This window comes from Pseudenterobacter timonensis (assembly GCF_900021175.1).
Classification (GTDB): Bacteria; Pseudomonadota; Gammaproteobacteria; order Enterobacterales; family Enterobacteriaceae; genus Enterobacter; species Enterobacter timonensis.
This window is the reverse complement of the sequence record NZ_FCOP01000011.1, coordinates 1,251,036-1,274,205: the sequence shown is the minus strand read 5'-3', so window position 1 is coordinate 1,274,205 and position 23,170 is coordinate 1,251,036. Positions and strand designations below refer to the sequence as shown.

At 58.3% G+C, this 23,170-nt stretch carries 18 protein-coding genes; 1 reads left to right on the top strand and 17 read right to left on the bottom strand.

Annotated elements, in window-relative coordinates; genetic code table 11:
- Positions 1–164 precede the first annotated feature (164 nt).
- The 4 genes from mukB to cmoM are packed head-to-tail and all read right to left on the bottom strand — an operon-like array spanning position 165 to position 7,399.
- Positions 165–4,613: a chromosome partition protein MukB gene (gene mukB, locus BN3796_RS12255; RefSeq protein WP_061708603.1), complete on the bottom strand. Its 4,449-nt coding sequence runs from the start codon at positions 4,611–4,613 to the stop codon at positions 165–167.
- Positions 4,613–5,314, bottom strand: a complete 702-nt coding sequence (gene mukE / locus BN3796_RS12250; protein WP_061708602.1) for a chromosome partition protein MukE — start codon at positions 5,312–5,314, stop codon at positions 4,613–4,615. The genes mukB and mukE overlap by 1 nt, the downstream gene beginning before the upstream one ends.
- A complete protein-coding gene (gene mukF / locus BN3796_RS12245) occupies positions 5,295–6,617 on the bottom strand; it encodes a chromosome partition protein MukF (protein WP_061708601.1) in 1,323 nt (440 codons plus the stop codon). The genes mukE and mukF overlap by 20 nt, the downstream gene beginning before the upstream one ends.
- Entirely contained in the window at positions 6,614–7,399 is a 786-nt protein-coding gene (gene cmoM / locus BN3796_RS12240; RefSeq protein WP_061708600.1) for a tRNA uridine 5-oxyacetic acid(34) methyltransferase CmoM, read from the bottom strand. Before cmoM ends, mukF begins: the two co-directional genes overlap by 4 nt.
- Before the next feature lie 125 nt (positions 7,400–7,524).
- On the opposite strand from cmoM, the gene elyC reads away from it, so the two are divergent.
- A complete protein-coding gene (elyC, locus tag BN3796_RS12235) occupies positions 7,525–8,301 on the top strand; it encodes an envelope biogenesis factor ElyC (RefSeq protein WP_061708599.1) in 777 nt (258 codons plus the stop codon).
- Here elyC and BN3796_RS12230 read toward each other — a convergent pair.
- The 13 genes from BN3796_RS12230 to BN3796_RS12170 form a co-directional block, all read right to left on the bottom strand.
- Positions 8,281–9,171 (bottom strand): YcbJ family phosphotransferase, encoded by an 891-nt coding sequence (locus BN3796_RS12230; protein WP_061708598.1) that lies wholly within the window; start codon positions 9,169–9,171, stop codon positions 8,281–8,283. The genes elyC and BN3796_RS12230 overlap by 21 nt on opposite strands.
- 143 nt (positions 9,172–9,314) lie before the next feature.
- Positions 9,315–10,061 (bottom strand): 3-deoxy-manno-octulosonate cytidylyltransferase, encoded by a 747-nt coding sequence (kdsB, locus tag BN3796_RS12225; protein WP_061708597.1) that lies wholly within the window; start codon positions 10,059–10,061, stop codon positions 9,315–9,317.
- Positions 10,058–10,240 carry a protein YcaR gene (gene ycaR / locus BN3796_RS12220; protein WP_061708596.1) on the bottom strand — a complete coding sequence of 61 codons (183 nt, stop codon included), beginning with the start codon at positions 10,238–10,240 and terminating at the stop codon, positions 10,058–10,060. Before ycaR ends, kdsB begins: the two co-directional genes overlap by 4 nt.
- Before the next feature lie 45 nt (positions 10,241–10,285).
- A complete protein-coding gene (locus tag BN3796_RS12215; protein WP_061708595.1) occupies positions 10,286–11,506 on the bottom strand; it encodes a winged helix-turn-helix domain-containing protein in 1,221 nt (406 codons plus the stop codon).
- Between the two features lie 40 nt (positions 11,507–11,546).
- Entirely contained in the window at positions 11,547–12,524 is a 978-nt protein-coding gene (lpxK, locus tag BN3796_RS12210; protein WP_061708594.1) for a tetraacyldisaccharide 4'-kinase, read from the bottom strand.
- Positions 12,521–14,269, bottom strand: coding sequence for a lipid A ABC transporter ATP-binding protein/permease MsbA (gene msbA / locus BN3796_RS12205; protein ID WP_061708593.1), 1,749 nt, complete (start codon positions 14,267–14,269; stop codon positions 12,521–12,523). The genes lpxK and msbA overlap by 4 nt, the downstream gene beginning before the upstream one ends.
- 36 nt (positions 14,270–14,305) lie before the next feature.
- Positions 14,306–16,570 carry a ComEC family protein gene (locus BN3796_RS12200; RefSeq protein WP_061708592.1) on the bottom strand — a complete coding sequence of 755 codons (2,265 nt, stop codon included), beginning with the start codon at positions 16,568–16,570 and terminating at the stop codon, positions 14,306–14,308.
- A gap of 212 nt (positions 16,571–16,782) precedes the next feature.
- Positions 16,783–17,070: an integration host factor subunit beta gene (ihfB, locus tag BN3796_RS12195; protein ID WP_061708591.1), complete on the bottom strand. Its 288-nt coding sequence runs from the start codon at positions 17,068–17,070 to the stop codon at positions 16,783–16,785.
- Positions 17,071–17,190: 120 nt separating this feature from the next.
- Positions 17,191–18,864, bottom strand: coding sequence for a 30S ribosomal protein S1 (gene rpsA / locus BN3796_RS12190; protein WP_061708590.1), 1,674 nt, complete (start codon positions 18,862–18,864; stop codon positions 17,191–17,193).
- A gap of 110 nt (positions 18,865–18,974) precedes the next feature.
- Positions 18,975–19,658, bottom strand: coding sequence for a (d)CMP kinase (gene cmk, locus BN3796_RS12185; protein WP_061708589.1), 684 nt, complete (start codon positions 19,656–19,658; stop codon positions 18,975–18,977).
- A gap of 186 nt (positions 19,659–19,844) precedes the next feature.
- The gene (aroA, locus tag BN3796_RS12180; RefSeq protein WP_061708588.1) at positions 19,845–21,128 is read right to left on the bottom strand and encodes a 3-phosphoshikimate 1-carboxyvinyltransferase; all 1,284 of its coding nucleotides are present in this window, start codon (positions 21,126–21,128) and stop codon (positions 19,845–19,847) included.
- 68 nt (positions 21,129–21,196) lie between these two features.
- Positions 21,197–22,285, bottom strand: a complete 1,089-nt coding sequence (gene serC / locus BN3796_RS12175) for a 3-phosphoserine/phosphohydroxythreonine transaminase (protein ID WP_061708587.1) — start codon at positions 22,283–22,285, stop codon at positions 21,197–21,199.
- A gap of 162 nt (positions 22,286–22,447) precedes the next feature.
- Positions 22,448–23,140, bottom strand: a complete 693-nt coding sequence (locus BN3796_RS12170; RefSeq protein WP_061708586.1) for a DUF421 domain-containing protein — start codon at positions 23,138–23,140, stop codon at positions 22,448–22,450.
- Between the last annotated feature and the right edge of the window lie 30 nt (positions 23,141–23,170).

Here is a 23,170-nt window from a genome sequence, read left to right as displayed (position 1 = left end):
TGTGTACGTTTTGCCCACAGCGGCGGGCTTTTCTTCATTATAGAAAGGCGTGACGCCTGCTGCCTTACCTTATGTAAAGAAGTTTAAAGATAACGCACCCCGTCAGACAAGTTAAGCAAATAAAAAAGCGGCTCCGTTGAGCCGCTCTTTTCGTTAAGCCTGCCTCAGGAGGCGTCGGCCGTTCCTTCCACCATTTCCGGCGGCTGCGGCGCAAATCCACGCAGGCCGACCACATGCACATGTTCGGTGTTCTGGAACACCTTACGTACCAGCTTATAGGTGGTCCCTTTCTCCGGGCTGATATTCTCAGGCGCGGCGATAATCAGCTGCATATCCAGACGCTCGCACAGCTCAAACAGCGTGGCGATAGAACGGGCGTCAAGACGCGCCGCTTCGTCGAGGAAGAGCAAACGGCACGGCGAGATATCTTTTCCACGCAGGCGGCGGGACTCATCTTCCCAGCTCTGCACCACCATCACCAGAATCGACATCCCGGTACCGATCGCCTCCCCGGTGGAGAGGGCGCCCGATTCGGCGCGCAGCCAGCCGTCCGATCCGCGGTTAACTTCCACTTCCATCTCCAGATAGTTGCGGTAGTCCAGCAGCTCTTCGCCGATGGTCTGCGGCGTGCGCTGGCCCATGTCAATGTGCGGATTCAGACGCTGATAGAGCTTCGCCAGCGCTTCGGAGAAGGTCAGGCGATTGCTGTTAAAGAGATCCTGATGCTGTTCATGCTGCTCGGAGAGCACATCCAGCAGCGTGGCGTGCGCTTCCCGCACGTTGACGTTCAGACGCACGCTGTTCACCTGGCCGAACGAGACGCTCTGCAGCCCCTGGTTGAGCTGGCGAATACGGTTCTGCTCGCGCTGAATGGTTTTACGAATGATATTCGCCACGCTGCGGGAGCTGATGGCCAGCTTCTGCTCGCGGGAGGTGAGCTCTTCCGTCAGGCGGCTCAGCTCAATCTCCATCTGTTCAATCGCTTCCACCGGATCGTCGGTACGGATAATATCCTGGCGGATACGCTCGCGAAGATGCTGGTAAACCGCGACAAAGAACTGGATCTTGCGCTCAGGACGCTTCGGATCTTCCGACAGACGCAGCACGTCGCGCAGGTGTTCATTATCCGCTACCGCCAGACGCAGCGCCCCCAGCGCCTTATCCGACATGGAACGCAGCTCGTCAGCCGAGAGATAGGCCAGCTCGCGACGGTGCAGACGGCGCTCCACGCCATTGTCTTTCACCATGCGCATTACCGCGCACCACCCCGCCTTCGCGGTCACTACCTGCTCACGCATCTCGTGATAATCGCGCTCCAGCTTGCGCAGGCGACGGGTCAGGTTATCCATCTCCGCTTCGCAGAAGGTGAGCGCTTTCTCCAGCTGATTGCGGCGGGCGCGGTTGTTGCTGAGTTGCGAATGCAGCTCGTCGCGACGATGGCGCGCGCGCTCCTCCGCCCCGCTGTCGGCGCGGACGCCGATATCCTGCAGCTCTTTATGCAGATCGCTTAACAGCTCTTTTTTGGTATCGAAGGAGCTTTTCAGCGACGCCAGTACCTGGTTGTACTGGCTGAGCTGGGCCGCGTGGCTACGCATCGCTTCGCGGGCGCGGGTACGTTCCGCCTCCGCCTGCTCCAGACGGTGACGCAGTTTTTCGTTCAGATCGCTGTTGCCGCTCAGCATCTCCGCCGAGTCGCTGTAGCTGAAGTGGGCGCGACGCTGCACCACTTCGGTCAGGGCAAACGCCTGCTGACGGGCGTCGCGCTGCATCTGCTGCGAATACGCATAATCTTCTTTCAACTGCTCAAACTGCTCCGGATCGCTCTGCAGCACCGACACCATCGGCTCCAGCTTCGCCAGCTGATTGCCGTACTGCTGGATAAAGCGCGCAGCCTCCTGCGCTTCGTCCAGACGCTCCTGGATCTCATCCACGCGATCGGCCAGGGTCTCGTCGGCGAGCAGGTTCAGGCGCGGCAGGATACGGTTAAGGGCGCTGACCCCTTCTTTTGCCTGCTCAAACTGCACGCGGCTCTGCTGGTTATCATTTTCATGATTCGCAATGGCGCGCTCCAGCTCGCCGCGGCGCGTGTTGAGCTTGCGGATTTCCGCTTCCGGGTCCGCCTCAAAGGCGACGGAGAGGTGGCTGCCGATAAAGCGGCTGAAGGCCTGATGCAGGCGCTGGGTTTTCTGTACGTCAAACGACAGCGTGGCAAAACGTTCCGCCAGCGTTTCCCGCTCGGCGTGCAGGCTTTCGATGCGGTTTTCCCGCGCCGCGCGGCCAAAGATCGGCAGCGTCGGGAAGCGCGAATAGCGCCACTGGCGGTCGGCAATCTTGACGACTACCGCCTTTTCCAGCTCGTCAACGCTAAAGACGCTGTCGTCAAAGGATTGCGGATCCCCTTCGATCAGGTAGAGATCTTCCGGGCAATCTTCCAGCCCTTCAAGCTGTTCGGCGATAAGCGAGAGATCGGGCACCACAATCGCGTGGCGCGACGGGCCATAGAGCGCCGAGAAGTACGGCGCATCTTCCAGGCTAACGTCATCATAAATTTCGGAGAGCAGTACGCCGCCAAACCGTTCGGCCAGCGCGTTCAGGCGCGCATCTTCCGCCCCGCCCGGCTGGCTTAAGCGTTCGATCTCCTCGTCGACGGCACGCTTGCGCGCGCCCACTTCGTCACGCTCGACGATCGCTTCGCGCTCGCGCTCCAGCAGCTGCTGCAGGTATTCGGTCACATCCTGGCTGGATTCAAACGTTTCGCCGCACTGCTCGCTTAGCTGGCTGAGGCTGTTTTGCGCGGCAAGCCAGATGGGGGCTTGCTTCATCAGCGTCTGGGTGCGGGACTGAAGCTGCTCCAGCTCCTGACGCAGCGCCATACGCTGTTCATGGGCGTTCGAGACGGAGTCTGAGAGCGACGCGATGCGCGCTTCCAGCTCCTGATGCAGCGCTTCCAGCTCGTCAGCGTCGTAGCGTTTGCCCTGACGCTTGCAGAAGTCGGCCAGCAGACGCTCAGCCTCCTGCTGCTCGCGCAGGCGCTGCTCCAGCTCGTTGAGACGCATGCGCAGCGGCTGCACCTGCTCCGCCAGGTGGCGCTGGTTCACGCCGTCGCGCAGCAGTTCGCGCGCCACGCTCCAGGCTTCGCTACGCGCCAGCGGGCCGTTGATGGCCGCCACCAGCTGATACGCCTGCTCGAACTGGCTGTGGGCGGTCTGCGCCACGCTCATTTTCTGGTCGAGCGCAAAGAGCTTCTCGGTCGCTTCCTGCTCCTTCGCCTGGAAGGTCTCCAGCCACTCGTCAGCACTCTCAGGCGTCAGATCCGGCAGATGGCAGAGCGCTTTGGCGCGCTCCAGCGCCTGCAGCGCCTGGGTGTACTGAATGGCGCGGGTCTGCTGCACGTCGAGCGCCTGCTGATAGTCGGCAAGCTGGCTTTTCAGCTCATCCACCTCCAGCTCTGCGGCCTCGGCGCGGGCTTCGTTCTCTTCCTGGCGGTCGGCGGCTTCCGCCACCACTTCGTTCTGCTCTTCGAGACGAATTTGCAGCTCATCAAGATCCGCTTCGTAGCGCTCGATCTTCTCCTGCTGGCGCAGCGCGGTCTGCACCAGGTTGAGGTGATCGCTGGCGGCCTGATAATCCGCCTCCAGATCCCCTTCCGCCCCGCTGTGCTCGGCCAGCTCGCGCGCCATATCGACATGCTTATACTGCTCCGCCGCCAGCTGCTGGCGGGAGGTAAAGAGCTCGCGGCGCCAGGTCAGCGCCTGATCCAGATGGATACGGCGCTCGTTGGCGTGGCGCATATAGTCCGCCGCCACGTAATTGGTCGCTTCGCTGATCAGATGTTTAAAGAGATCGCGGTCGGACTGGGTAACGCGAATCGCCTCCAGCGTCATGCGGTTTTCACGCAGCGCCGCCTCCATATCCTGGAACGCCTTGCGCACGCCGCTGTTTTCCGGCAGAAGATAATCGCGCAGCGAGCGGGTAATGGCACTGGAGATACCGCCATACAGCGAGGCTTCAATCAGGCGGTAGTATTTGCTGCGATCGGAGGCGGAGCGCAGACGGCGGGCGACAATGCCCAGATCGAACATCAGAGAGTGATATTCGGTAATGGAGTTGAACTGCTTGAACTGCACCCCTTCGATGGCGTCGAGTTTCTCCTTCAGCTCCTGTAGCGAAAGGACACGCGCCTGGCGATCGTTAAGGGTTTCGGTTAACAGCGCGGTAGGCTGCATTGCGGTGGGCAGCCCCTGAATGGCGAACGGTTTGATATCCACCTTGCGATCGCGCCCTGCCACCTGTTGCAGACGTACGCCAACCACCACGCGCTGATGGCGCGAGTTGATGACATCGAGAACGGAGTAGCAGACCCCCGCCTTCAGCTTGCCGTGCAGTCCTTTATCGCGCGAGCCGCTTGTCGCCCCCGCTTCGGTGGTGTTACGGAAATGCAGAAGCGTCAGGTCAGGGATCAGCGCCGTGACGAACGCCGCCATGGTGGTCGATTTACCCGCGCCGTTACCGCCGGAGAGAGTGGTGACCAGCTCATCGAGATCGAAGGTGCGGGCGAAGAAGCCGTTCCAGTTAATCAGCGTCAGTGAGCGAAATTTACCGCGTTCAATCATTACTCTTCCTCCTCGCTATCCGGCTGATTGTCATGCTCATCACTGAGCTGCAGATGGTTCTCTACCGGCATCGCTTCGCCGTCGCGGATCATCCGCAGCTGCGCCTCGCGCGGATCGTCCCCCGTACGCACGTCAGCGCCAAAGCGGAATACCGATTCGGTGATGCGGAACTTGCTGCTGTCGTGGCCCATAAACCAGACCATCCCCAGGCGGCGCAAACGGTTCAGGGAGGCGCGTACCTTCTCCTGCAGCTTCTGCCTGTCGAGATCGGAACCGGTGGAGCGGTTGTTCACCAGCTTCAGCAGTTTGGCCTCATCCGCCAGGTTCAGCAGCTCGTCATAGAGCTCCTGCTGGGTAAAAATCCCTTCATTCGCCAGCCGTTCCGGGCTGAGGTAGAGATAGCAGAGGATCTTGCCGACCATCATATCCAGCTCGGAGAGCACGGAGCGTGGGATGAGAGTAGTGGAGCGCGGGCGCAGGTAGAAAAACCCCTCCGGCGCGCGCACCAGCTCCACGTTGTAGCGGGCGTAAAACTCTTCCAGGTACTCCTGGAAATCCATTAAAAAAGCGTGATTATCCAGCTCGTCGAGTCCAATGTGGCGGCCGGCGCGCAGCTGGCTGTCCAGCGCCGGAAATAACGGATTCGCCAGCGCCTGGGCCAGCTTAACCGGCATCACGTGTTCAATATTTGTCAATGACATGCGCCTGTACCTTGGCTCCGTAATCATTAATCGGCTGCCACTTCGGCGGCAGTCCGGTGAAATCTGCTTGTGCGACGCCCAGACGTACCGCCTGGTCGACAACGATGCGGGCAATATCGAAATGGCGCGCGCGCGGATACTGCGCCAGATAGTCGCGCACCACGACGCCCAGATCCAGCGGCACCTGTCTGGTTTTATAAACCGCCAGCTGTTCTTCGATCATGGCCGCAAGCTGTTCGCGTATTTCGTTAAATTCTTCATATTCCAGATCCGGCGGCAGTTCGCCGGTAACCTCTTCGTCGCGTAGCGCCATCTCTTCGTCGCGCATATCCAGCAGACGATCGGCGTTCGCATAGGTCAGCGCCCACGGCTCGTCGAAATAGTTCTGAACGGACTGACGCAGACGCTGGGCGAAGACGCGGTTCTTATCCATATCGATGGCGGTACGGATAAACTTATGCACGTGGCGGTCATAGCCGATCCAGAGATCGATAGACTGCTGGCCCCAGCTGATAATGCGGTCAAGCTTGCTTTGCAGATCGAAGACCAGACGATCGACAAAATGGAGATCGTCGTGGGCCAGGGTCGCATCCTGAATGCGCAGCAGGTTGGCCTGCAGCTTATCCCCCGCCGCCTCCAGCGTATCCTGGAGCTCGCGCAGGGTGCCGGAGGTCTCCGACAGCAGCAGTTCGCAGCTGGAGATCGCCGCCCGCCAGTCTTTATTCAGCAGCTGCGCAATATCATCTTTGACCTGCTGCTGCTGCTCATCCATCAGACGCTGGGTCAGATCGATGCTGTCGAAAATTTCCGCCACTGAATATTTCAGCGGCGCATAGACGTTGCGATGCCAGTGAAACTCATCCCCGCCCTCGTCCGCCGCATCGGCGGCGCGCTTCAGCTCCCCCGCCACGATGGAGAGCTGCATGGAGAGGCGCAGCGTGGAAAATTCACGCTGGCGAATGTAGTAGTCGGTAATGCCAATACCCAGCGGCGTCAGACGATAGATGGCGTTGCCTTCCACCTGCTCGCTGGTAAAGCGGTTCAGCAGACGTTGACGCACCATATCGTTGATCGCGTTGTTCGCACGCACGCTAATGGTTTCGCTGGTTTGCTCAAACGCATCACTGACGTGGCGAAAGGCATCCACCAGCTCGCCCTCGCTCATCTCGCCATCCAGACGCTCGCCGTTGAGCGTCGCGACCGCCAGCAAAAAAGAGAGCCTGTCGACCGGCAGCGAGATGGAGAAATCATTTTTCCTGGCCCAGGCAACCAGTTCCGGGACTGTCTGGGAAAATTCACTCATAGGTTATCCTTCATCTGCGGTTTGCGAGCCGTGACATGTATATAGCGGCCAAGGCTGATGTACGGCTCCTGGCGGCAGTACCGCGTTTCTAATTCTGTTAAGGCGTCAAAACAGTCACGCTGTTGATGTTTCTCACGCAGATAATCATGAAACACCCTTACGCCCGTTTTCCCGACGATCTCCCAGCCGATCGCTTCCAGCCAGCCGTAAACCTGCTGCGGATCGCGGGGATAATCCGGGGAAAGCGTGCGCTTTTTCTTTTTCGGCATACCGGCTGCGACATAGTCGAAGTTGCCGGCCACCATGTTATGCATCAGCAAGCCGTTGGCGTTATAAAACATCAGCGACAAGGTACCGCCGGGGCGAAGCGCTGACCAGAGCGTCTGCAAAACGCTCTGCGGCTCGGCCACCCATTCCAGCACCGCATGGAACAATATCAGATCAACCGGGCTTTCCAAATGCTGCGCAATCTCCTGAACGGGGCATTGTATAAAATGCATGTTCCCGCTCACACCTTTCTCCTGCGCGGCGCGTTCTGCCCGGGCGATCATCTCTCCTGAGAGATCGCAAAGCGTAACGTGGTGACCGCGCTGCGCCATTTTTATCGCGGTCTGACCTTCTCCGCCCCCCGCATCCAGCACGCGCAGGGATTGGCTGCCGTAAGCGGCCAGAACCTTATCAAGATCCTGCCAGAGGATCGTCTGGCGCAGTTGTCCTTTTGTCGTGCCGTAAATGTTCCGCGAAAATTTTTCCGCGATATCATCGAAATTGCGATCCCGCATTCCGGAGGGCCTCACACGCTACTCACAAAACCGCTATTTTGTCACACCCGGGCGGAGAATGAACCTCTCTGGTGTAATATCGACGACATTCGTTCGCTATGTGATTAAAAAAGGAACCAAAGAGCATGCTTTTCACCCTAAAAAAATATATTGGGGGCATGATGCTTCCCCTGCCGCTGCTGCTGTTGCTGATTGCGCTCGGGCTGCTGCTGGTCTGGTTCACTCGCTTTCAGAAAAGCGGCAAAACGCTGATTACCGCAGGCTGGCTGGCGCTGCTGCTGCTAAGCCTACAGCCCGTGGCAGATGGCCTGCTGCGCCCGATTGAGGATCGCTACCCGACCTGGCGGGGAGAGCAGAAAGTCGGCTATATCGTGGTTCTTGGCGGCGGCTATACCTGGGACCCGCAATGGGCGCCCAGCTCAAACCTGATTAGCAATAGCCTGCCGCGTCTGAATGAAGGGATCCGACTGTGGCGCGCCAACCCGGGGGCGAAGCTGATTTTCACCGGCGCAGCGGCGCAGAGTAATCCGGTCAGTACGGCGGAGGCGGGGGCGCGGGGGGCCGAGTCGCTGGGAGTACCGCGCGCCGATATCCTCACTCTCGACACGCCTAAAGATACTGAAGAAGAGGCTGCCGCAGTGAAAGCGGCGATAGGGGATGTCCCTTTCCTGCTGGTGACATCCGCATCTCACCTGCCACGGGCGATGATCTTCTTCCAGCGGGCCGGGCTGCATCCCCTCCCTGCCCCGGCCAATCAGCTTGCCATTAACGCCCCGCTTAATAGCTGGGAGCGCATCATCCCCTCCCCGGTCTGGCTGATGCACAGCGACCGCGTCGGTTATGAGACACTTGGCCGTCTCTGGCAGTGGCTGAAAGGCGGCTCAGAGCCAGGGCAGCAGTGATTTCGCGGCCATATCGAAGCTGGCGCGGTTAAATCGTCCGGTGTTGACGAGCTGCGCCACCTCGTTCCACAGCTGATAGAGCCAGCGCCGCCAGACGAACGATTCTGAGACCGGCGCGCGCCGGAGGTAGTGCCACATCAGCCCTTCCGCCAGCCCGCCGTCGCTCAGGCGGAACAGCTCATACTCCCGGGGCGCCCAGAGCATAATGCCGGGCTCGATCATCGCCAGCAGCTGGTCACTGCGCGGATCCTTGAGCATGCTGCGCAGCGTAAGATTACCGTGCACCAGGACGCAGTTATCGTTAAACCCTTCAAACAGCGCAGGCAGACACTCGCGGGTGCGGAAAAGCACCCGCTTATCCTGCATCGTCAGGCCGGTATTGTTGAACTGATTAAGCGTCCCCCAGAGCACCTCGATGCGCTGCTGATACCAGATCGGCCAGAGATTCTCCTGCGTGCTCTCTACCATCCCCACCAGCCCCCGGCTGTCCTGCCGGTGCCAGGCGAGAAGCGTTTCGACAATCTGCTCTTTTAGCTGATCCCACCGCTCTGGCGTGCGGGCGGGCGCTTCTACTGGCACCCCGCGCAGCCGCTCAAGCAGCAGAACGTCCGGGCCCGGATGCTCTTCATGCGTCATGACGCCATATACCGTGGGCATACGTACCGTCCCGCTGCGCGCCAGCATGGATATCTTCCATGCCAGCTGTCTGGCGATGCCAGGAGCGGTAAAACTTCTTGCCATCAGCGACATCGGATTGCCCTGGCTGTCATACAACGACCACAGCGCAGTATCGGGATTTTCATTCACGCACTCCATTCTGCTCAGCTTTTCCCCCAGCAGATGGCTAAGTTCGGCGCGTAACTGTTCCATATGTTATTACCCCCATCAATACTACTGCTTTTATAATGGGCGCCTCACGGGCGATTGTCACCCTGCAACGATCAATATGAAGAGAGAAAAAAGCGGGAAAGGGAGTAGTTTATGCACCCTCCCGGACGGGAGGGTGCAGGAAATTAACGCAGCTCGGCGCGAACGCGTTCCAGGTCTTCCGGCGTATCGACGCCCGTTCCTGGCACCTCGTGCGCCACGGCAACGTGGATTTTCTCGCCATACCAGAGCACGCGCAGCTGCTCCAGCATTTCGATTTGCTCCAGGGGACTCGGCGCCCAAGCCACATAGCGGCGGATAAAGCCCGCGCGATAGCCATAGATACCCAGATGACGCAGGAAAGTATCGCCAATCGTCTCTTTAGAGGCGGCAAAACGATCCCGATCCCAGGGAATGGTCGCGCGTGAAAAATAGAGCGCATAGCCCTGCGCGTCCATGACAACCTTCACGGCATTCGGGTTAAAGGCCTCTTCCGCATGCTGAATCGGCACCGCGAGGGTGGCCATACCCACCTGGCGCTGGGCCAGGTTCTCGGCCACCTGACGGATAATCACCGCCGGGATCATCGGCTCGTCGCCCTGAACGTTCACGATAACCGTATCATCGCTAAAACCGCACTTCTCCACCACCTCAGCCAGACGCTCGGTGCCCGACTGATGATCGGCGCGGGTCATGCAAACTTCGCCGCCCGCCGCCTCAACGGCGCGCGCCACCTCGTCGTGATCGGTCGCGACAATCACCCGAGCGGCGCCAGACTCGCGCGCCCGCTCAAGCACATGAACAATCATCGGCTTGCCGTTGATATCCGAAAGCGGCTTGCCCGGCAGACGCGTGGAGGCGTAACGTGCCGGGATAATGACGACAAAACTCATGGTCTGCTCTCTTCGGCGGCCAGGGCGCGGGCTTCGTTTTCCAGCAGGACAGGGATCCCGTCGCGCAGCGGGAAGGCCAGATTGTCCGCTTTACAGATAAGCTCCTGCTTATCCTGGCTGTAATAGAGTTTGCCGTTGCATACCGGGCAGGCAATGATTTCAAGTAAACGGTGATCCATAGTTCCTCCGTAGGGGTAGTGGCTAAAGCTTACCATAATCCTTTTTCAGGCTATGTCTATTTCCCAGCCACTTCGACTGCCATTAAACAAACCGTCCGGCAGACGGGCAAGCGTGACCCGCGTTGCCCCCTGCCAGGCGCCAAAGCGGGTAATCGCACCGTATAGCCCCTTTTCCAGGGATGCGCTGATGCGGATCCCCTCTTCCAGATAGAGCGCGATAATCTCCAGCACGCCGCTTTTACGGTGCATTTTGGCATCCATGCGGCCAACAAGCCGCCCTCTGTGCAGCAGCGGCAGGACAAAATAGCCGTACTGACGCTTCGCCGCAGGGGTGTAGCACTCCAGCCGATAGCTGAACTGGAATAATTCCTGCGCCCGTCTGCGGTCCCAGACGACGGGATCGAAAGGTGACAAAACGGCGCTATGGGTGGCGGTCAGTTTACCCGCCTGCGCCAGGGAAAGCAGATCGGCGTGCAGCCACATTTCGCCGAGGCTCTCCACTTCCACGCGTACCACGCGTTGCTCCGCCTCCCAGCGTTCCAGCAGCGGCTTAAGCGGGGGCTGGCGCAGACGATAGTAATCAGCCAGCCACTGCGGGCGAAATATACCGAGGCTGCGGGCGCTGTTCGCCAGCATCAGCCCCTCGGCCGTCGCCTGGTCGAGCAGATCCCGCGCGTCGTCCCACTCCGGCATGACGCGGTGGGTTAAATCGTAGACCCGCTGGAAGTTGCGCCGCTCCACCACCATCACCTGACCTGCGGTGAAGAGCCCTTCCAGATGGCGCTTGTGCGGTTTCCACTCCCACCAGCCGCTTTTACCTTTCTGCGGAGGGGCAAAATCGACTGAACGCACCGGTCCGTTATCCTGGATATGCGCGATAAGCGCTTCTATCTCCGCGGCATGCTCCTGCATCCACGCCCGGCGGTACTTCCAGCCCATGCCGTCGGGTGACAGCATACGATGGCGCACCAGCGCAAAGTCGCTGCGCGGCAGAAAGCAGGCTTCATGCGCCCAGTACTCCATCAGTTCGCCGCAGCGCAGCGCCTCATCGAGCCAGTGGGTAGGATAGTTGCCGAGACGGCTAAAAAGCACCAGATAGGGGCTGCGGGCGACAATATTAATGGTGTCGATTTGCAGCAGCGACATGCGCCTGATGGTGGCGAGAATATCCGCAGGCTGCGCACGGCGGCGCGGGGTGGTTAATAACCCCTGCGCGGCAAGGTGCAAATGGCGTGCGGTGGTAAGGGAGAGAGGCGGTAAAGACATGCGTTTTCCTGTCAGTCAGCGCTACCAGAACCGCGTCAGTTTAGTGCACCAGCGCGAGAAGTTCCTTAAGCAGGTGTTCAGGCTGGTCTCCGTCAAGCTCGGCATCGACGGGGAGATACCACCAGTTTTCTCTGGCGAACGCGCGGCATTTCACCGCATCTTTTTCGGTCATGATGAGCTGCTGGCCTGGGGTGACGAAGGATTCGACCAGCGCCGGGTTCAGCGCCTGATGATCGGCGAGCGCCACCTGCTTTACAGGTCGGGCGCCGCACTGTTCCAGGGTGGCAAAGAAGCGCCGGGGATGGCCGATACCCGCCATCGCCACCAGCGGCGCGAGAGCGGAAACCGCACGACGCTCGCCGGTTAAAAGATTAACCGCCAGCCCGGGCCGCAAACGCATGGGAATTTCACTCCCTTTCGCCTCGCCGCCGTTGACGATAACCGTATCCACGCTGCGCAGGCGCGAGGCCCGCTCACGCATCGGGCCGGCGGGGAGCCACCAGCCGTTACCGAAGCGACGGACGCCATCGACTACCACAATCTCTTTATCGCGGGCGAGCGCGTAGTGTTGCAACCCATCATCAGTAACGATGATCTGTACCGGGTGTTGCGCCAGAAGAGCCTGCACCGCCTCACTGCGCTTCGGTGACACCGCCACGGGCGCGCCGGTGCGTTGGAAGATTAGCACCGGTTCATCCCCCGCTTCTGCCGTGGTGGTCTGCTCCGTCAGCAGCAGAGGGTAACGGGCCGCTGTGCCGCCATAGCCGCGTGAGACCACCCCGACGCGGATCCCGCGTTTTGACAGCTGCTCCACCAGCCAGATCACCACCGGCGTTTTGCCGTTGCCACCAGCGGTCAGGTTACCCACCACCACCACCGGCACCGGCGCCCGCCAGACGCGTTTTAACCCCAGCCGGTAGCTCAGGCGGATCAGCCCGCTCACCAGGCCATAGAGCCAGGAGAGCGGCAGCAGCAGGCGCCAGAGAGGCGATTCACCGGACCAGATGCGGGCAATCATTCGCCAAACTGCATCTTATGAAGCTGAGCGTAAACGCCGCGATGCTCCAGCAGCTCGGCGTGGCTGCCACGCTCCACGATGACGCCATCTTCCACCACAACAATCTCATCCGCCTGTTCGATGGTGGAGAGACGGTGGGCAATTACCAGCGACGTACGGTTCTTTTGCAGCTCATCCAGCGCCGACTGAATCGCACGTTCCGATTCGGTATCCAGCGCCGAGGTCGCTTCGTCGAGGATCAGAATCGGGCTGTCGCGCAGCAACGCACGGGCAATGGCGATACGCTGACGCTGGCCGCCAGAGAGCAGCACGCCGTTTTCGCCGATCACCGTGTCGAGGCCGTTATCCATTTTGTTAATAAAGTCCATGGCGTAGGCCATACGCGCCGCGTTCTCGATCTGTTCGCGGCTGTACTCTTCGGTGCGCGCATAGGCGATGTTATTGGCCACCGTATCGTTAAAGAGGTGGACATTTTGCGAGACCAGCGCGACCTGGTTACGCAGCGACCGCAGGGTATATTCCCGCAGGTCGTGACCGTCCATCAGGATCTCGCCTTCGTCGATATCGTAGAAACGGGTGATCAGGCTGGCGATAGTCGATTTACCCGATCCGGAGCGGCCGACCAGCGCAACGGTTTTGCCCGCCGGGATCTTCAGATTGATGTTACGCAGCGCCGGCGTTTCACGTCCCGGGTAGGTAAAGGTGACGTTCCGGAACTCCAGGTCGCCGTTTGAACGCTCGATAACGCGCTTGCCTTCATCTTTCTCCTGCTCGCTGTCCAGAATCGAAAACAGCGTCTGACAGGCTGCCATACCGCGCTGGAACTGGGCGTTGACGTTAGTCAGGGATTTCAGCGGGCGCATCAGCGCGATCATGGAGGAGAAGACGACGGTGATGGTCCCCGCCGTCAGCGTGTCCATCACGCTCGGGAAGCTTGCCGCATAGAGCACAAACGCCAGCGCCAGAGAGGCGATCAGCTGAATAATCGGGTCGGAAATGGAAGAGGCAGAGACCATTTTCATACCCTGCAGGCGCATTTTATTGCTGACCTTGTCAAAGCGTTTGGTTTCGACCTCCTGACCACCAAATATCAGCACCTCTTTGTGGCCTTTCAGCATCTGCTCCGCGCTGGTGGTCACCTGGCCCATCGTATTCTGCATATTCTTACTGATGTTGCGAAAGCGCTTCGATACCACGCGAATGGCGACAGAAACCACCGGCGCCAGCACGATAAGAATGAGAGAAAGCTGCCAGCTGTAATAGAACATCATGATAAACAGGCCGATGATGGAGGCCCCTTCACGCACGACGGTGATCAGCGCGTTCGAAGAAGAGGAGGCGACCTGTTCAGAATCGTAGGTAATACGCGACAGCAAGGTACCGGTGGACTGCTTATCGAAAAAGGCGACCGGCATGCCCATCATGTGGCTGAACAATCGACGACGCATGGTCATCACAACTTTGCCCGATACCCACGAGATGCAGTAGCTGGAGATATAACTGGTGATACCGCGTAAGATCATCAGTCCGATAACCACCAGAGGCATCCAGAGCAACACTGAGCGATCCGTTTTACCAAAACCGTCATCCAGTAACGGTTTGAGGAGCGATAACATGAAGGTATCGCTGGCTGCGTTGAGGATTAACGCTACGCCCGCCACGATCAGACCTGCTTTAAAAGGTGAGATCACCGGCCAGAGTCGGCGGAAGGTCTGCCACGTGGAGAGATCTTTGTCGTTATGCATTCAAAAAACCAGCATTTGTTGAAATAGCCGCATATTCTACCCGTTATCGACGGACACGCCAAACCACTGATGATACCAACGCGGTAAAATTTGCTCCCTTAAGCGATAGATTTGCCACCCCTGCGGTAAAACAGTAACGGTAATTTGCCCGCTATGGGGGGTGTCTTGCCACGCATATCCTGCCTTTTTGTAGCGTTTTACCACTTTCACCGACGGGAATCGCCAGGCGTTAAAACGTGCCGCCGAGGCCAGCGCCACCCGCCCTTCTGCCCGCTGCAGCAGCACCAGTGATGACGACGTATTGCTGCCGTGATGCGGCACCTGAATAAAGGTCGAGGCAAGATGTTGCCAGTGACGGCTTAGCATCGCTTTTTCAGCGGCGGCTTCAATATCGCCGGTCAGCAGCACGCTCTGTTTCCCGTCATCAATTTTCACCACGCAGGAGCGGTTATTCCCCTGCCCCCGGTACGCCTCCGGCGGCCAGTGTACCGTGAAGGTTAAGCCCTGCCACTCCCAGCGTTGACCGCGAAAACAGGGAAGATGGCCGGCCCAGCGCAGCGGGCTGCGCACCCAAACGGTGGGCCAGGCTTCCCTGAGTGACTGCAGCCCCCCGATATGATCCGCGTGCTCGTGGCTGATAATCACCCCTTCCGGTACCAGGTGATGCCAGCGCAGCCAGGGGATAATGATCTGCTTTGCGCTGTCGCCGCCCGGCCAGGCTAACCCGGTATCGTAGAGAATCGCCCTCCCCTGACGCTCAATGACCATCGCCAGCCCCTGACCAATATCCAGCATATGGATCTTCCAGCCGGGCGATCGCGTCTCACGCCAGAAAGGCCATGCCAGCAACAGGCAGAGCGTGATACTGACGGCTGGCATCCCCCGCCACGCGCGAAAACGCCAGCCAGCAATGGCAAGCCAGGGGAGGACAGAGAGGCAAAGCCAGCGCTTATCGCCATCAAGCCAGCCGTCGGGTAACTGCTCTAACAGCCAGAACAACGTACCCAGCGTACGGTCCGTCAGCCGCCAGATTGCTGACTCCAGCGTAAATGCAGGCAGCAGGTGCAGCACCATTCCGCTCAAAATTAACGGGACGATGATAAAGGTGACCAGCGGCACAGCAAACAGGTTAGCAACCAGCGAAGAGAGGCTGACGCCGTGAAAAATGGCTATCTGCAAGGGCAGCAGCAGTAACAGCATACCCAGTTGCAGATGCAGCAGATTGAGCAAAGGCTTGAGTAGCGGAGGTAAACGCCAGGCGGGCAGCGGCAGCCACTGATACCAGAAGATGAGCGCGGCGACGGCGAAAGCCGACAGCGCGAGGCTATGCGAGAGCACGGCTAAAGGATCAAGAAACAGGATCGCAGCAATACAGCTCAGCCATGCCTGCCAGGGTGACCAGAGTCGTCCACTAAGGCGCAGCCACGCCAGTACGCCAAGCGAGACAACGGTTCGTAGCGCAGGCGGCTGCGCTCCCGTAAGCCAGGCGTAAAAGATTGCAAAGCCAAGCCCTGCCAGCAGCGGCACGCGCCAGTCGATAAAGCGGCAGGGAAGCAAAAACTGTATACCGCGAACAAGCAGCCAGACCAGCGAGGCCGCGAGGGCGATATGCAGCCCGGAGATGGCCATAAGGTGCAGCGTCCCCGTTTTACGCATGAGATCTTTTATCTCCCGGGAGACCGCCAGCCGCTCTCCCATGCCAAGCCCCAGCATCACGCCCGCCCATGGCAAGGGAGCCAGCGTCGCGCTCAGCGAGGCCAGATAGCGTGCCCGCAGGCTGCATGAGGCATCTATAACCTCAGCCTGAGTAAAGCGCCCGGTCAAGGGTTGATGCTGCGCGAGCGCAAAGCGCTGTGAGTCGAATCCGCCTTCGTTAAGCTGTCCGTGCACGGGCCGCAGGCGCAGCGTCATCGCCCACCGTTGTCCCGCGCAGCCAGGCTGCGGCAAATAGTTGCCATACAACGCTACGCCCGTTTGCGCCGGCCAACGCTCGCCGTTCAGCCGGACAAGGCGCCCCTGATGGGTGGTAGCGCCGTCGGTGGCGGTCAGGACGATCTCCGCCCGCTGCGGGCCGGTTGTCAGGTTTTCCATCGGCCAGACAGCCTCTAGGGCCGCCAGCATCCCCCAGGCCAGAAAGATCGCTCCCCACCCTGCGTAGCGGGCCGCCTGATGCCGACAACACGCCAGCAGCAGGCCAGCACCCAGCATCGCCCACACCGTGGTGATATCAGGCAGAGCCGGTAGCCACAACAGCGGCAGCATCGCCAGAATCAGACATGTGCTTAATGCGGTAATGGTCATAGACACCTCCCTGTCAGCCACAGTGTGCATGGGAAGAGGGAGTGCGTCAGGCGGGAAAGTGAGGGGTTGCGAAGCGGACTGTAGCCTTTTTAACAGCTTGCGGTTGCGGCAGCGAAAAACTGCAGCGCCGCTTCCAGTTTTGCAGGACAAAAACGAAAAAAGCACCCGCAGGTGCTTTCTTCTGGTAACCGGGTTATGCCCGCAGGCTCAACTCAGTTACTGTAAATATTGGCGCGATCGCGCAGTTCTTTACCCGGTTTAAAGTGCGGAACGTATTTACCTTCCAGATCCACTTTATCGCCAGTCTTCGGGTTACGCCCGGTACGTGGAGCACGATAGTGCAAAGAGAAACTACCGAAACCGCGGATTTCAATGCGCTCGCCCTGTGCAAGAGTCGAGGCCATATGTTCCAGCATCTCTTTCACCGCGTCCTCTACTGCCTTAGCGGGAATGTGCGATTGCTGGCTGGCAAGTCTTTCGATCAATTCTGACTTGGTCATGATTCCTCCGGTTCCTTCAAACCAATGAGCTTAACAGCTTAAACAAGGGCGGCCATAGCCGCCCTTTGTTATTGATTACAGGACGAATCCTGTAATCTGTCAAGTCACTCAGCGAGTAACTTATTCGCCTTTAGCTGCTTTGAAAGCTTCAGCCATTGCGTTGTTGGAGAAGTTTGCATCTTCCTGCTTATTAACAGTTGCGATTGCATCTTTCTCGTCAGCTTCGTCTTTAGCACGAACAGACAGGCTGATTGCGCGGTTCTTACGATCAACGCCGGTGAATTTCGCTTCCACTTCGTCGCCAACGCTCAGAACCAGGGTCGCATCTTCAACGCGGTCACGGGATGCTTCAGAAGCACGCAGGTAACCTTCAACACCGTCAGCCAGTTCTACGGTTGCGCCTTTCGCGTCAACTGCAGTTACTTTACCGGTTACGATGGCGCCTTTCTTGTTCAGTGCAACCCAGTTGTTGAACGGATCTTCCGCGAGCTGTTTAACGCCCAGGGAGATACGCTCACGCTCTGCGTCAACCTGCAGAACAACGGCAGCGATTTCGTCGCCTTTCTTGTATTCACGAACTGCTTCTTCGCCTGCAACGTTCCAGGAGATGTCAGACAGGTGAACCAGACCGTCGATGCCGCCGTCCAGGCCGATGAAGATACCGAAGTCAGTGATAGACTTGATTTTACCTTCAACACGGTCACCCTTGTTGTGGGTTTCCGCGAACTGCTGCCACGGGTTGTTTTTGCACTGCTTCAGACCTAGGGAGATACGACGACGTTCTTCGTCGATATCCAGAACCATCACTTCCACTACGTCGCCAACGTTAACAACTTTGGACGGGTGGATGTTTTTGTTGGTCCAGTCCATTTCGGAAACGTGTACCAGGCCTTCAACGCCTTCTTCGATTTCAACGAAGCAGCCGTAGTCGGTCAGGTTGGTCACGCGACCGGTCAGTTTGGTACCTTCCGGGTAACGCTTAGCGATAGCTACCCACGGATCTTCGCCCAGCTGTTTCAGGCCGAGGGAGACACGGGTACGCTCGCGATCGAACTTCAGCACTTTAACAGTGATTTCGTCGCCAACGTTGACGATTTCGCTCGGATGCTTAACGCGTTTCCACGCCATGTCGGTGATGTGCAGCAGGCCATCAACGCCACCCAGATCAACGAATGCACCGTAGTCAGTGAGGTTCTTAACGATACCTTTAACTTCCATGCCTTCCTGCAGGTTTTCTAGCAGCTGATCGCGCTCTGCGCTGTTCTCGGATTCGATAACGGCACGACGAGAAACAACAACGTTGTTACGCTTCTGGTCCAGCTTGATTACTTTAAATTCAAGCTCTTTGCCTTCCAGGTGCAGCGTGTCGCGCACCGGACGAACGTCTACCAGGGAACCCGGCAGGAACGCACGAATACCGTTCAGCTCAACAGTGAAGCCGCCCTTAACTTTGCCGTTGATAACACCGGTAACAGTTTCAGCATCTTCGTAAGCTTTTTCCAGCGTGATCCAGGCTTCGTGACGTTTAGCTTTCTCACGGGACAGCAGAGTTTCGCCGAAGCCGTCTTCCACTGCATCCAGAGCAACGTCAACTTCGTCACCGACCTGGATTTCCAGCTCGCCCTGGGCGTTTTTGAACTGCTCTGCCGGGATGGCGGATTCAGATTTCAGACCGGCGTCAACCAGTACTACATCTTTATCGATAGCAACAACAACACCGCGAACGATAGAACCCGGACGGGTTTCGATTTCTTTTAAGGACTCTTCAAAGAGTTGAGCAAAAGATTCAGTCATGTTTAATCTTCAGGTTAATATTAACGTCCACCTGGCTCCATGCCGGATGGGGTTGTTTCACATACCCGCCGTTAATCCATTACAGCGGGGGTACTGCTAAATCGGTCGCTTTACGCGAGAGCCAGTTTTTGGCGCGCATATTGTAGCGCTTTTTCAATCACTTGCTCAATAGTTAAACTGGTAGAATCCAGAACTAATGCATCTTGTGCGGGAACAAGCGGTGCGACGGCGCGGTTGCGATCGCGGTCGTCGCGCTCTTTTATCTCGGATAAAAGGCGTTCAAAGTTAACACTAAACCCCTTTTCCTGCAACTGAAGCATGCGGCGCTGAGCGCGCTCCTCCGGGGAGGCATCAAGGAAAATCTTGACCGGCGCATCAGGGAAAACCACCGTGCCCATGTCCCGCCCGTCGGCAATTAGCCCGGGGGCGTCGCGGAACGCGCGTTGACGACGCAGCAGCGCTTCGCGCACGCGCGGGAAGGCGGCCACCTGGGATGCGGCGTTCGCCACTTCCTGGGTGCGGATTTCGCCACTCACATCTTCCCCTTCGAGGATCACTTCAAGGTTGCCGTCGGTTGAGACAAAACGGACATCCAGGTGCGCCGCCAGCGGCACCAGCGCCTCTTCAGAGGCTACATCCACATGATGATGCAGCGCAGCCAGCGCCAGTACGCGATAGATTGCACCCGAATCTAAAAGATGCCACTGCAAGGCTTCCGCCATCGCTTTGCACAGGGTCCCCTTTCCTGCGCCACTTGGCCCATCAATGGTAATTACCGGGGCAGCTGCCGTCATCGTGTTCTCCTTCATTAAGGCATACCGTCAACATGAACGCGGCGCATTATACGCGCCTCGCTGCGCAACTGTTACCTTTGTCTGTAAATTACGGAATTAAGGTGAGAGTGTAGAAGATCCCGCGAAGAACAGAGATTGAGAAGCGTAAGAAAATGCCGCCTCTTATGAAGCGGCATAGAAAGGATGTCAGGCGGGGGTGCTGATGCGCGCCAGCTGATCAAAATAGTCCGGGAAAGTTTTGGCGGTACATTTCGGATCGAGAATGGTCACCGGCGTATCGGAGAGCGCCACCAGCGAGAAACACATCGCCATTCGGTGATCGTTGTAGGTCGCGATCTCCGCTGCCTGAAGTTGGGCAGGCGGGGTGATGCGAATATAATCGTGCCCCTCTTCCACCTCAGCGCCGACTTTACGTAGCTCGGTCGCCATGGCAAACAGGCGGTCGGTCTCTTTGACCCGCCAGTTATAGATATTGCGCAGCGTCGTGGTGCCGCTGGCGAACAGTGCGGCGGTGGCGATGGTCATCGCCGCGTCAGGAATGTGGTTCATATCCATATCGATAGCGTGGAGCTCGCCGCGGGTGCAGGCGATAAAATCGTCGCCCCAGGTGAGGGTCGCGCCCATCTTTTCCAGCACGTCGGCAAAACGAATATCGCCCTGCATACTGTTGCGACCAATACCGGTCACCTTCACCGTACCGCCTTTAATCGCCGCCGCGGCGAGGAAATAGGAGGCGGATGAGGCGTCGCCTTCCACAAGGTAATGCCCGGGAGAGACATACTGCTGATTGCCGCGGATAATAAAGCGCTGATAAGCCTGGTTTTCGACCTCGACGCCGAAGGTTTTCATCAGATTTAGCGTGATATCAATGTATGGCTTAGAGACCAGTTCGCCTTTAATGGCGATCGTTGAATCCTGCGGCGCCAGCGGCGCGGTCATCAGCAGCGCGGTGAGGAACTGACTGGAGACGCTGCCGTCCACCGCCACATCGCCGCCGGTAAAGCCGCCGCGCAGACGTACGGGCGGATAGTCCTCCTGCTCCAGGTAGTCGATTTGCGCGCCGCCCTGACGCAGGGCATCCACCAGATGGCCAATCGGACGTTCCTTCATGCGCGGCTCGCCGGTGAGCACCACGGTATGGTTACCCAGGCAGAGCGCCGCCGCCAGCGGACGCATGGCGGTTCCCGCATTCCCTAAAAAGAGCTCCAGCGCTTCGGCGGCGCGCAGCGGCCCGCCGTTCCCCTGCACCTCGCAGCGGGTACGATCGTCAGACAATACGTAATGAACTCCCAACGCTTTCAGCGCATTGAGCATATGGCGCACATCGTCGCTGTCCAGCAGGTTGGTAAGGACGGTGGTGCCGTGTGCCAGGGCTGCCAGCAGCAAGGCGCGGTTCGAGACACTCTTTGAACCAGGCAGATTAATGGTGCCATCTACCCGCGCGATGGGTTGTAACGTCAGGGATTCCATGAAACTTAACTCTCGACTCAACATAATAAAAACCCCGCAGACTGGCTGCGGGGGGAATGGTGGCGCAATTAACCGTGGCGACGTTCGAAGTCGCGCATGAAGTCGGTCAGGGCTTGTACACCTTCAAGCGGCATGGCGTTATAGATAGAGGCGCGCATACCGCCTACCACGCGGTGTCCTTTCAGGGCGTGCAGACCGGCGGCAAACGACTCTTCAAGGAAGAGTGAATCCAGGCTGCTGTCCGCCAGTTGGAACGGCACATTCATACGCGAGCGGTTCGCTTTTGCCACGTCGTTGCGATAGAACCCGCTGTTGTCGATCACGCCATACAGGAGCTCGGCTTTCTGCTGGTTGATGCGCTCCATCTGCGGCACGCCCCCTTTCTGCTTCAGCCACTTAAAGACCAGGCCCGCGAGATACCATGCAAAGGTTGGCGGCGTGTTAAACATGGAGTCATTTTCGTTCAGTACGCTGTAATCCAGAATCGACGGACAGGCGACGCTCGCTTTGCCCAGCAGATCTTCACGCACAATCACCAGCGTCAGGCCAGCCGGCCCAATATTTTTCTGCGCCCCGGCATAGATAACGCCGTAGCGGCTGACGTCGATCTGCCGGGAGAGGATGGTGGAGGAGAAATCCGCCGTTACCACCACTTCGTCGCCAAAGTTCGGCGTTTCGTCAATGGCGATGCCGTCAATGGTTTCGTTCGGGCAGTAGTGCAGATAGGCGGCACCGTCGGTAAGCTGCCATTCACTCATCGGCTTAACGGCGCGTAACCCGTCAACGGTCGTTTTGGCGTCGATGACGTGCGGAGTGCAATATTTTTTTGCCTCTTTGACCGCGCTGGCGGCCCAGTAGCCGGCATCAACGTAGTCGGCGGTGGTTTTGTCGCCGAGAATATTCAGCGGCAGGGCAGAAAACTGTCCGCGCCCGCCGCCGTGGCAGAACAACACTTTATAGTTGGAGGGAATGTTCAGCAGGTCGCGGAAATCTTTTTCCGCCTCTTCCGCCACCTCGATAAAGGCTTTACCCCGGTGGCTGATTTCCATTACTGACGTACCAAGATCGTGCCAGTCGCACAGCTCCTGTTGAGCCTGTTTAAGCACATCCGCCGGCAGCATCGCCGGACCTGAACTGAAATTAAAGACCTGAGCCATTTTCCCTCACCACGCTAAAAGCAATAAGTAATACCTGTGGATATCGGTTTTATCATTCAGTGACACGCGCCGCAATGTCTAAAACTTATGGCTGAAAAAACGCGGCCTCCGTCACACAATACAATCTTCCGGCGCAGCGGCGCAAAACCGACGGAATGGCTGTCAGCGTGTGCGTTTCGCCAGGCTAACCTTTGTCCATTCCGCATTTGCGCAGCGCGGACACAATTGGTGATCGTGCGGCTGCATGGTCACCACTTCGCCACAACGTGCGCAGGCGTAATTTCCCGCCTCGGGCACGTGTGTAAAGCGCTCAACGCAGACATCCGGCAGAATACAGAGCCCCGGCTTAACCTCCTCATCACCATAGAAGTAGACGCTGAGCTGGCCGTTGGTTTCCATAATCGCCAGACGCACCTGCCCAAGCTGCTCTACGCCGCTCAGACGCAGTTCCATAAAAAACTCGAACTCGGTCATATTCGCGCTGCGCACTTTATCCCACGCCAGCTTTCCCTCTTCTACGATGACAACCGGTTTTCCCTCAAAGAGATCCTCCAGCTTTTCGCTTTTTGACATCGCCCACATCACCAGCCGGTAAAAGACCGCCAGGGAGACAAAGACGACAAATACCGGGATCATCGGCACATCATCATAGAAAGCCACATCACCCGCCGCGGAGCCGAGCGTCAGAATGATCAACACCTCGAAGAGCGACATCTGCCGCACGCCGCGGCGCCCGGCGATTTTGAGAAAGAGAAAAACCAGTACAAAGGTAAAAAGGCTGCGCAGCGCCACCTCGCCCAAAAACTCAGGAGGAACCTTATCAAATGCCATCCGCTGGAGATCAAAAGCTTTCATTTTTCTATTCCTTACAGTGAGTTACTGTTA

Coding starts and splice junctions, on each gene's coding strand:
- BN3796_RS12230 (WP_061708598.1), bottom strand. CDS start 9,171: ATGGAACAGTTACGCGCCGAACTTAGCCATCTGCTGGGGGAAAAGCTG.
- BN3796_RS12170 (WP_061708586.1), bottom strand. CDS start 23,140: ATGAAAGCTTTTGATCTCCAGCGGATGGCATTTGATAAGGTTCCTCCT.
- elyC (WP_061708599.1), top strand. CDS start 7,525: ATGCTTTTCACCCTAAAAAAATATATTGGGGGCATGATGCTTCCCCTG.
- lpxK (WP_061708594.1), bottom strand. CDS start 12,524: ATGATTGCCCGCATCTGGTCCGGTGAATCGCCTCTCTGGCGCCTGCTG.
- cmk (WP_061708589.1), bottom strand. CDS start 19,658: ATGACGGCAGCTGCCCCGGTAATTACCATTGATGGGCCAAGTGGCGCA.
- rpsA (WP_061708590.1), bottom strand. CDS start 18,864: ATGACTGAATCTTTTGCTCAACTCTTTGAAGAGTCCTTAAAAGAAATC.
- ihfB (WP_061708591.1), bottom strand. CDS start 17,070: ATGACCAAGTCAGAATTGATCGAAAGACTTGCCAGCCAGCAATCGCAC.
- msbA (WP_061708593.1), bottom strand. CDS start 14,269: ATGCATAACGACAAAGATCTCTCCACGTGGCAGACCTTCCGCCGACTC.
- BN3796_RS12215 (WP_061708595.1), bottom strand. CDS start 11,506: ATGTCTTTACCGCCTCTCTCCCTTACCACCGCACGCCATTTGCACCTT.
- BN3796_RS12200 (WP_061708592.1), bottom strand. CDS start 16,570: ATGACCATTACCGCATTAAGCACATGTCTGATTCTGGCGATGCTGCCG.
- aroA (WP_061708588.1), bottom strand. CDS start 21,128: ATGGAATCCCTGACGTTACAACCCATCGCGCGGGTAGATGGCACCATT.
- serC (WP_061708587.1), bottom strand. CDS start 22,285: ATGGCTCAGGTCTTTAATTTCAGTTCAGGTCCGGCGATGCTGCCGGCG.
- mukE (WP_061708602.1), bottom strand. CDS start 5,314: ATGTCATTGACAAATATTGAACACGTGATGCCGGTTAAGCTGGCCCAG.
- ycaR (WP_061708596.1), bottom strand. CDS start 10,240: ATGGATCACCGTTTACTTGAAATCATTGCCTGCCCGGTATGCAACGGC.
- mukF (WP_061708601.1), bottom strand. CDS start 6,617: ATGAGTGAATTTTCCCAGACAGTCCCGGAACTGGTTGCCTGGGCCAGG.
- kdsB (WP_061708597.1), bottom strand. CDS start 10,061: ATGAGTTTTGTCGTCATTATCCCGGCACGTTACGCCTCCACGCGTCTG.
- cmoM (WP_061708600.1), bottom strand. CDS start 7,399: ATGCGGGATCGCAATTTCGATGATATCGCGGAAAAATTTTCGCGGAAC.
- mukB (WP_061708603.1), bottom strand. CDS start 4,613: ATGATTGAACGCGGTAAATTTCGCTCACTGACGCTGATTAACTGGAAC.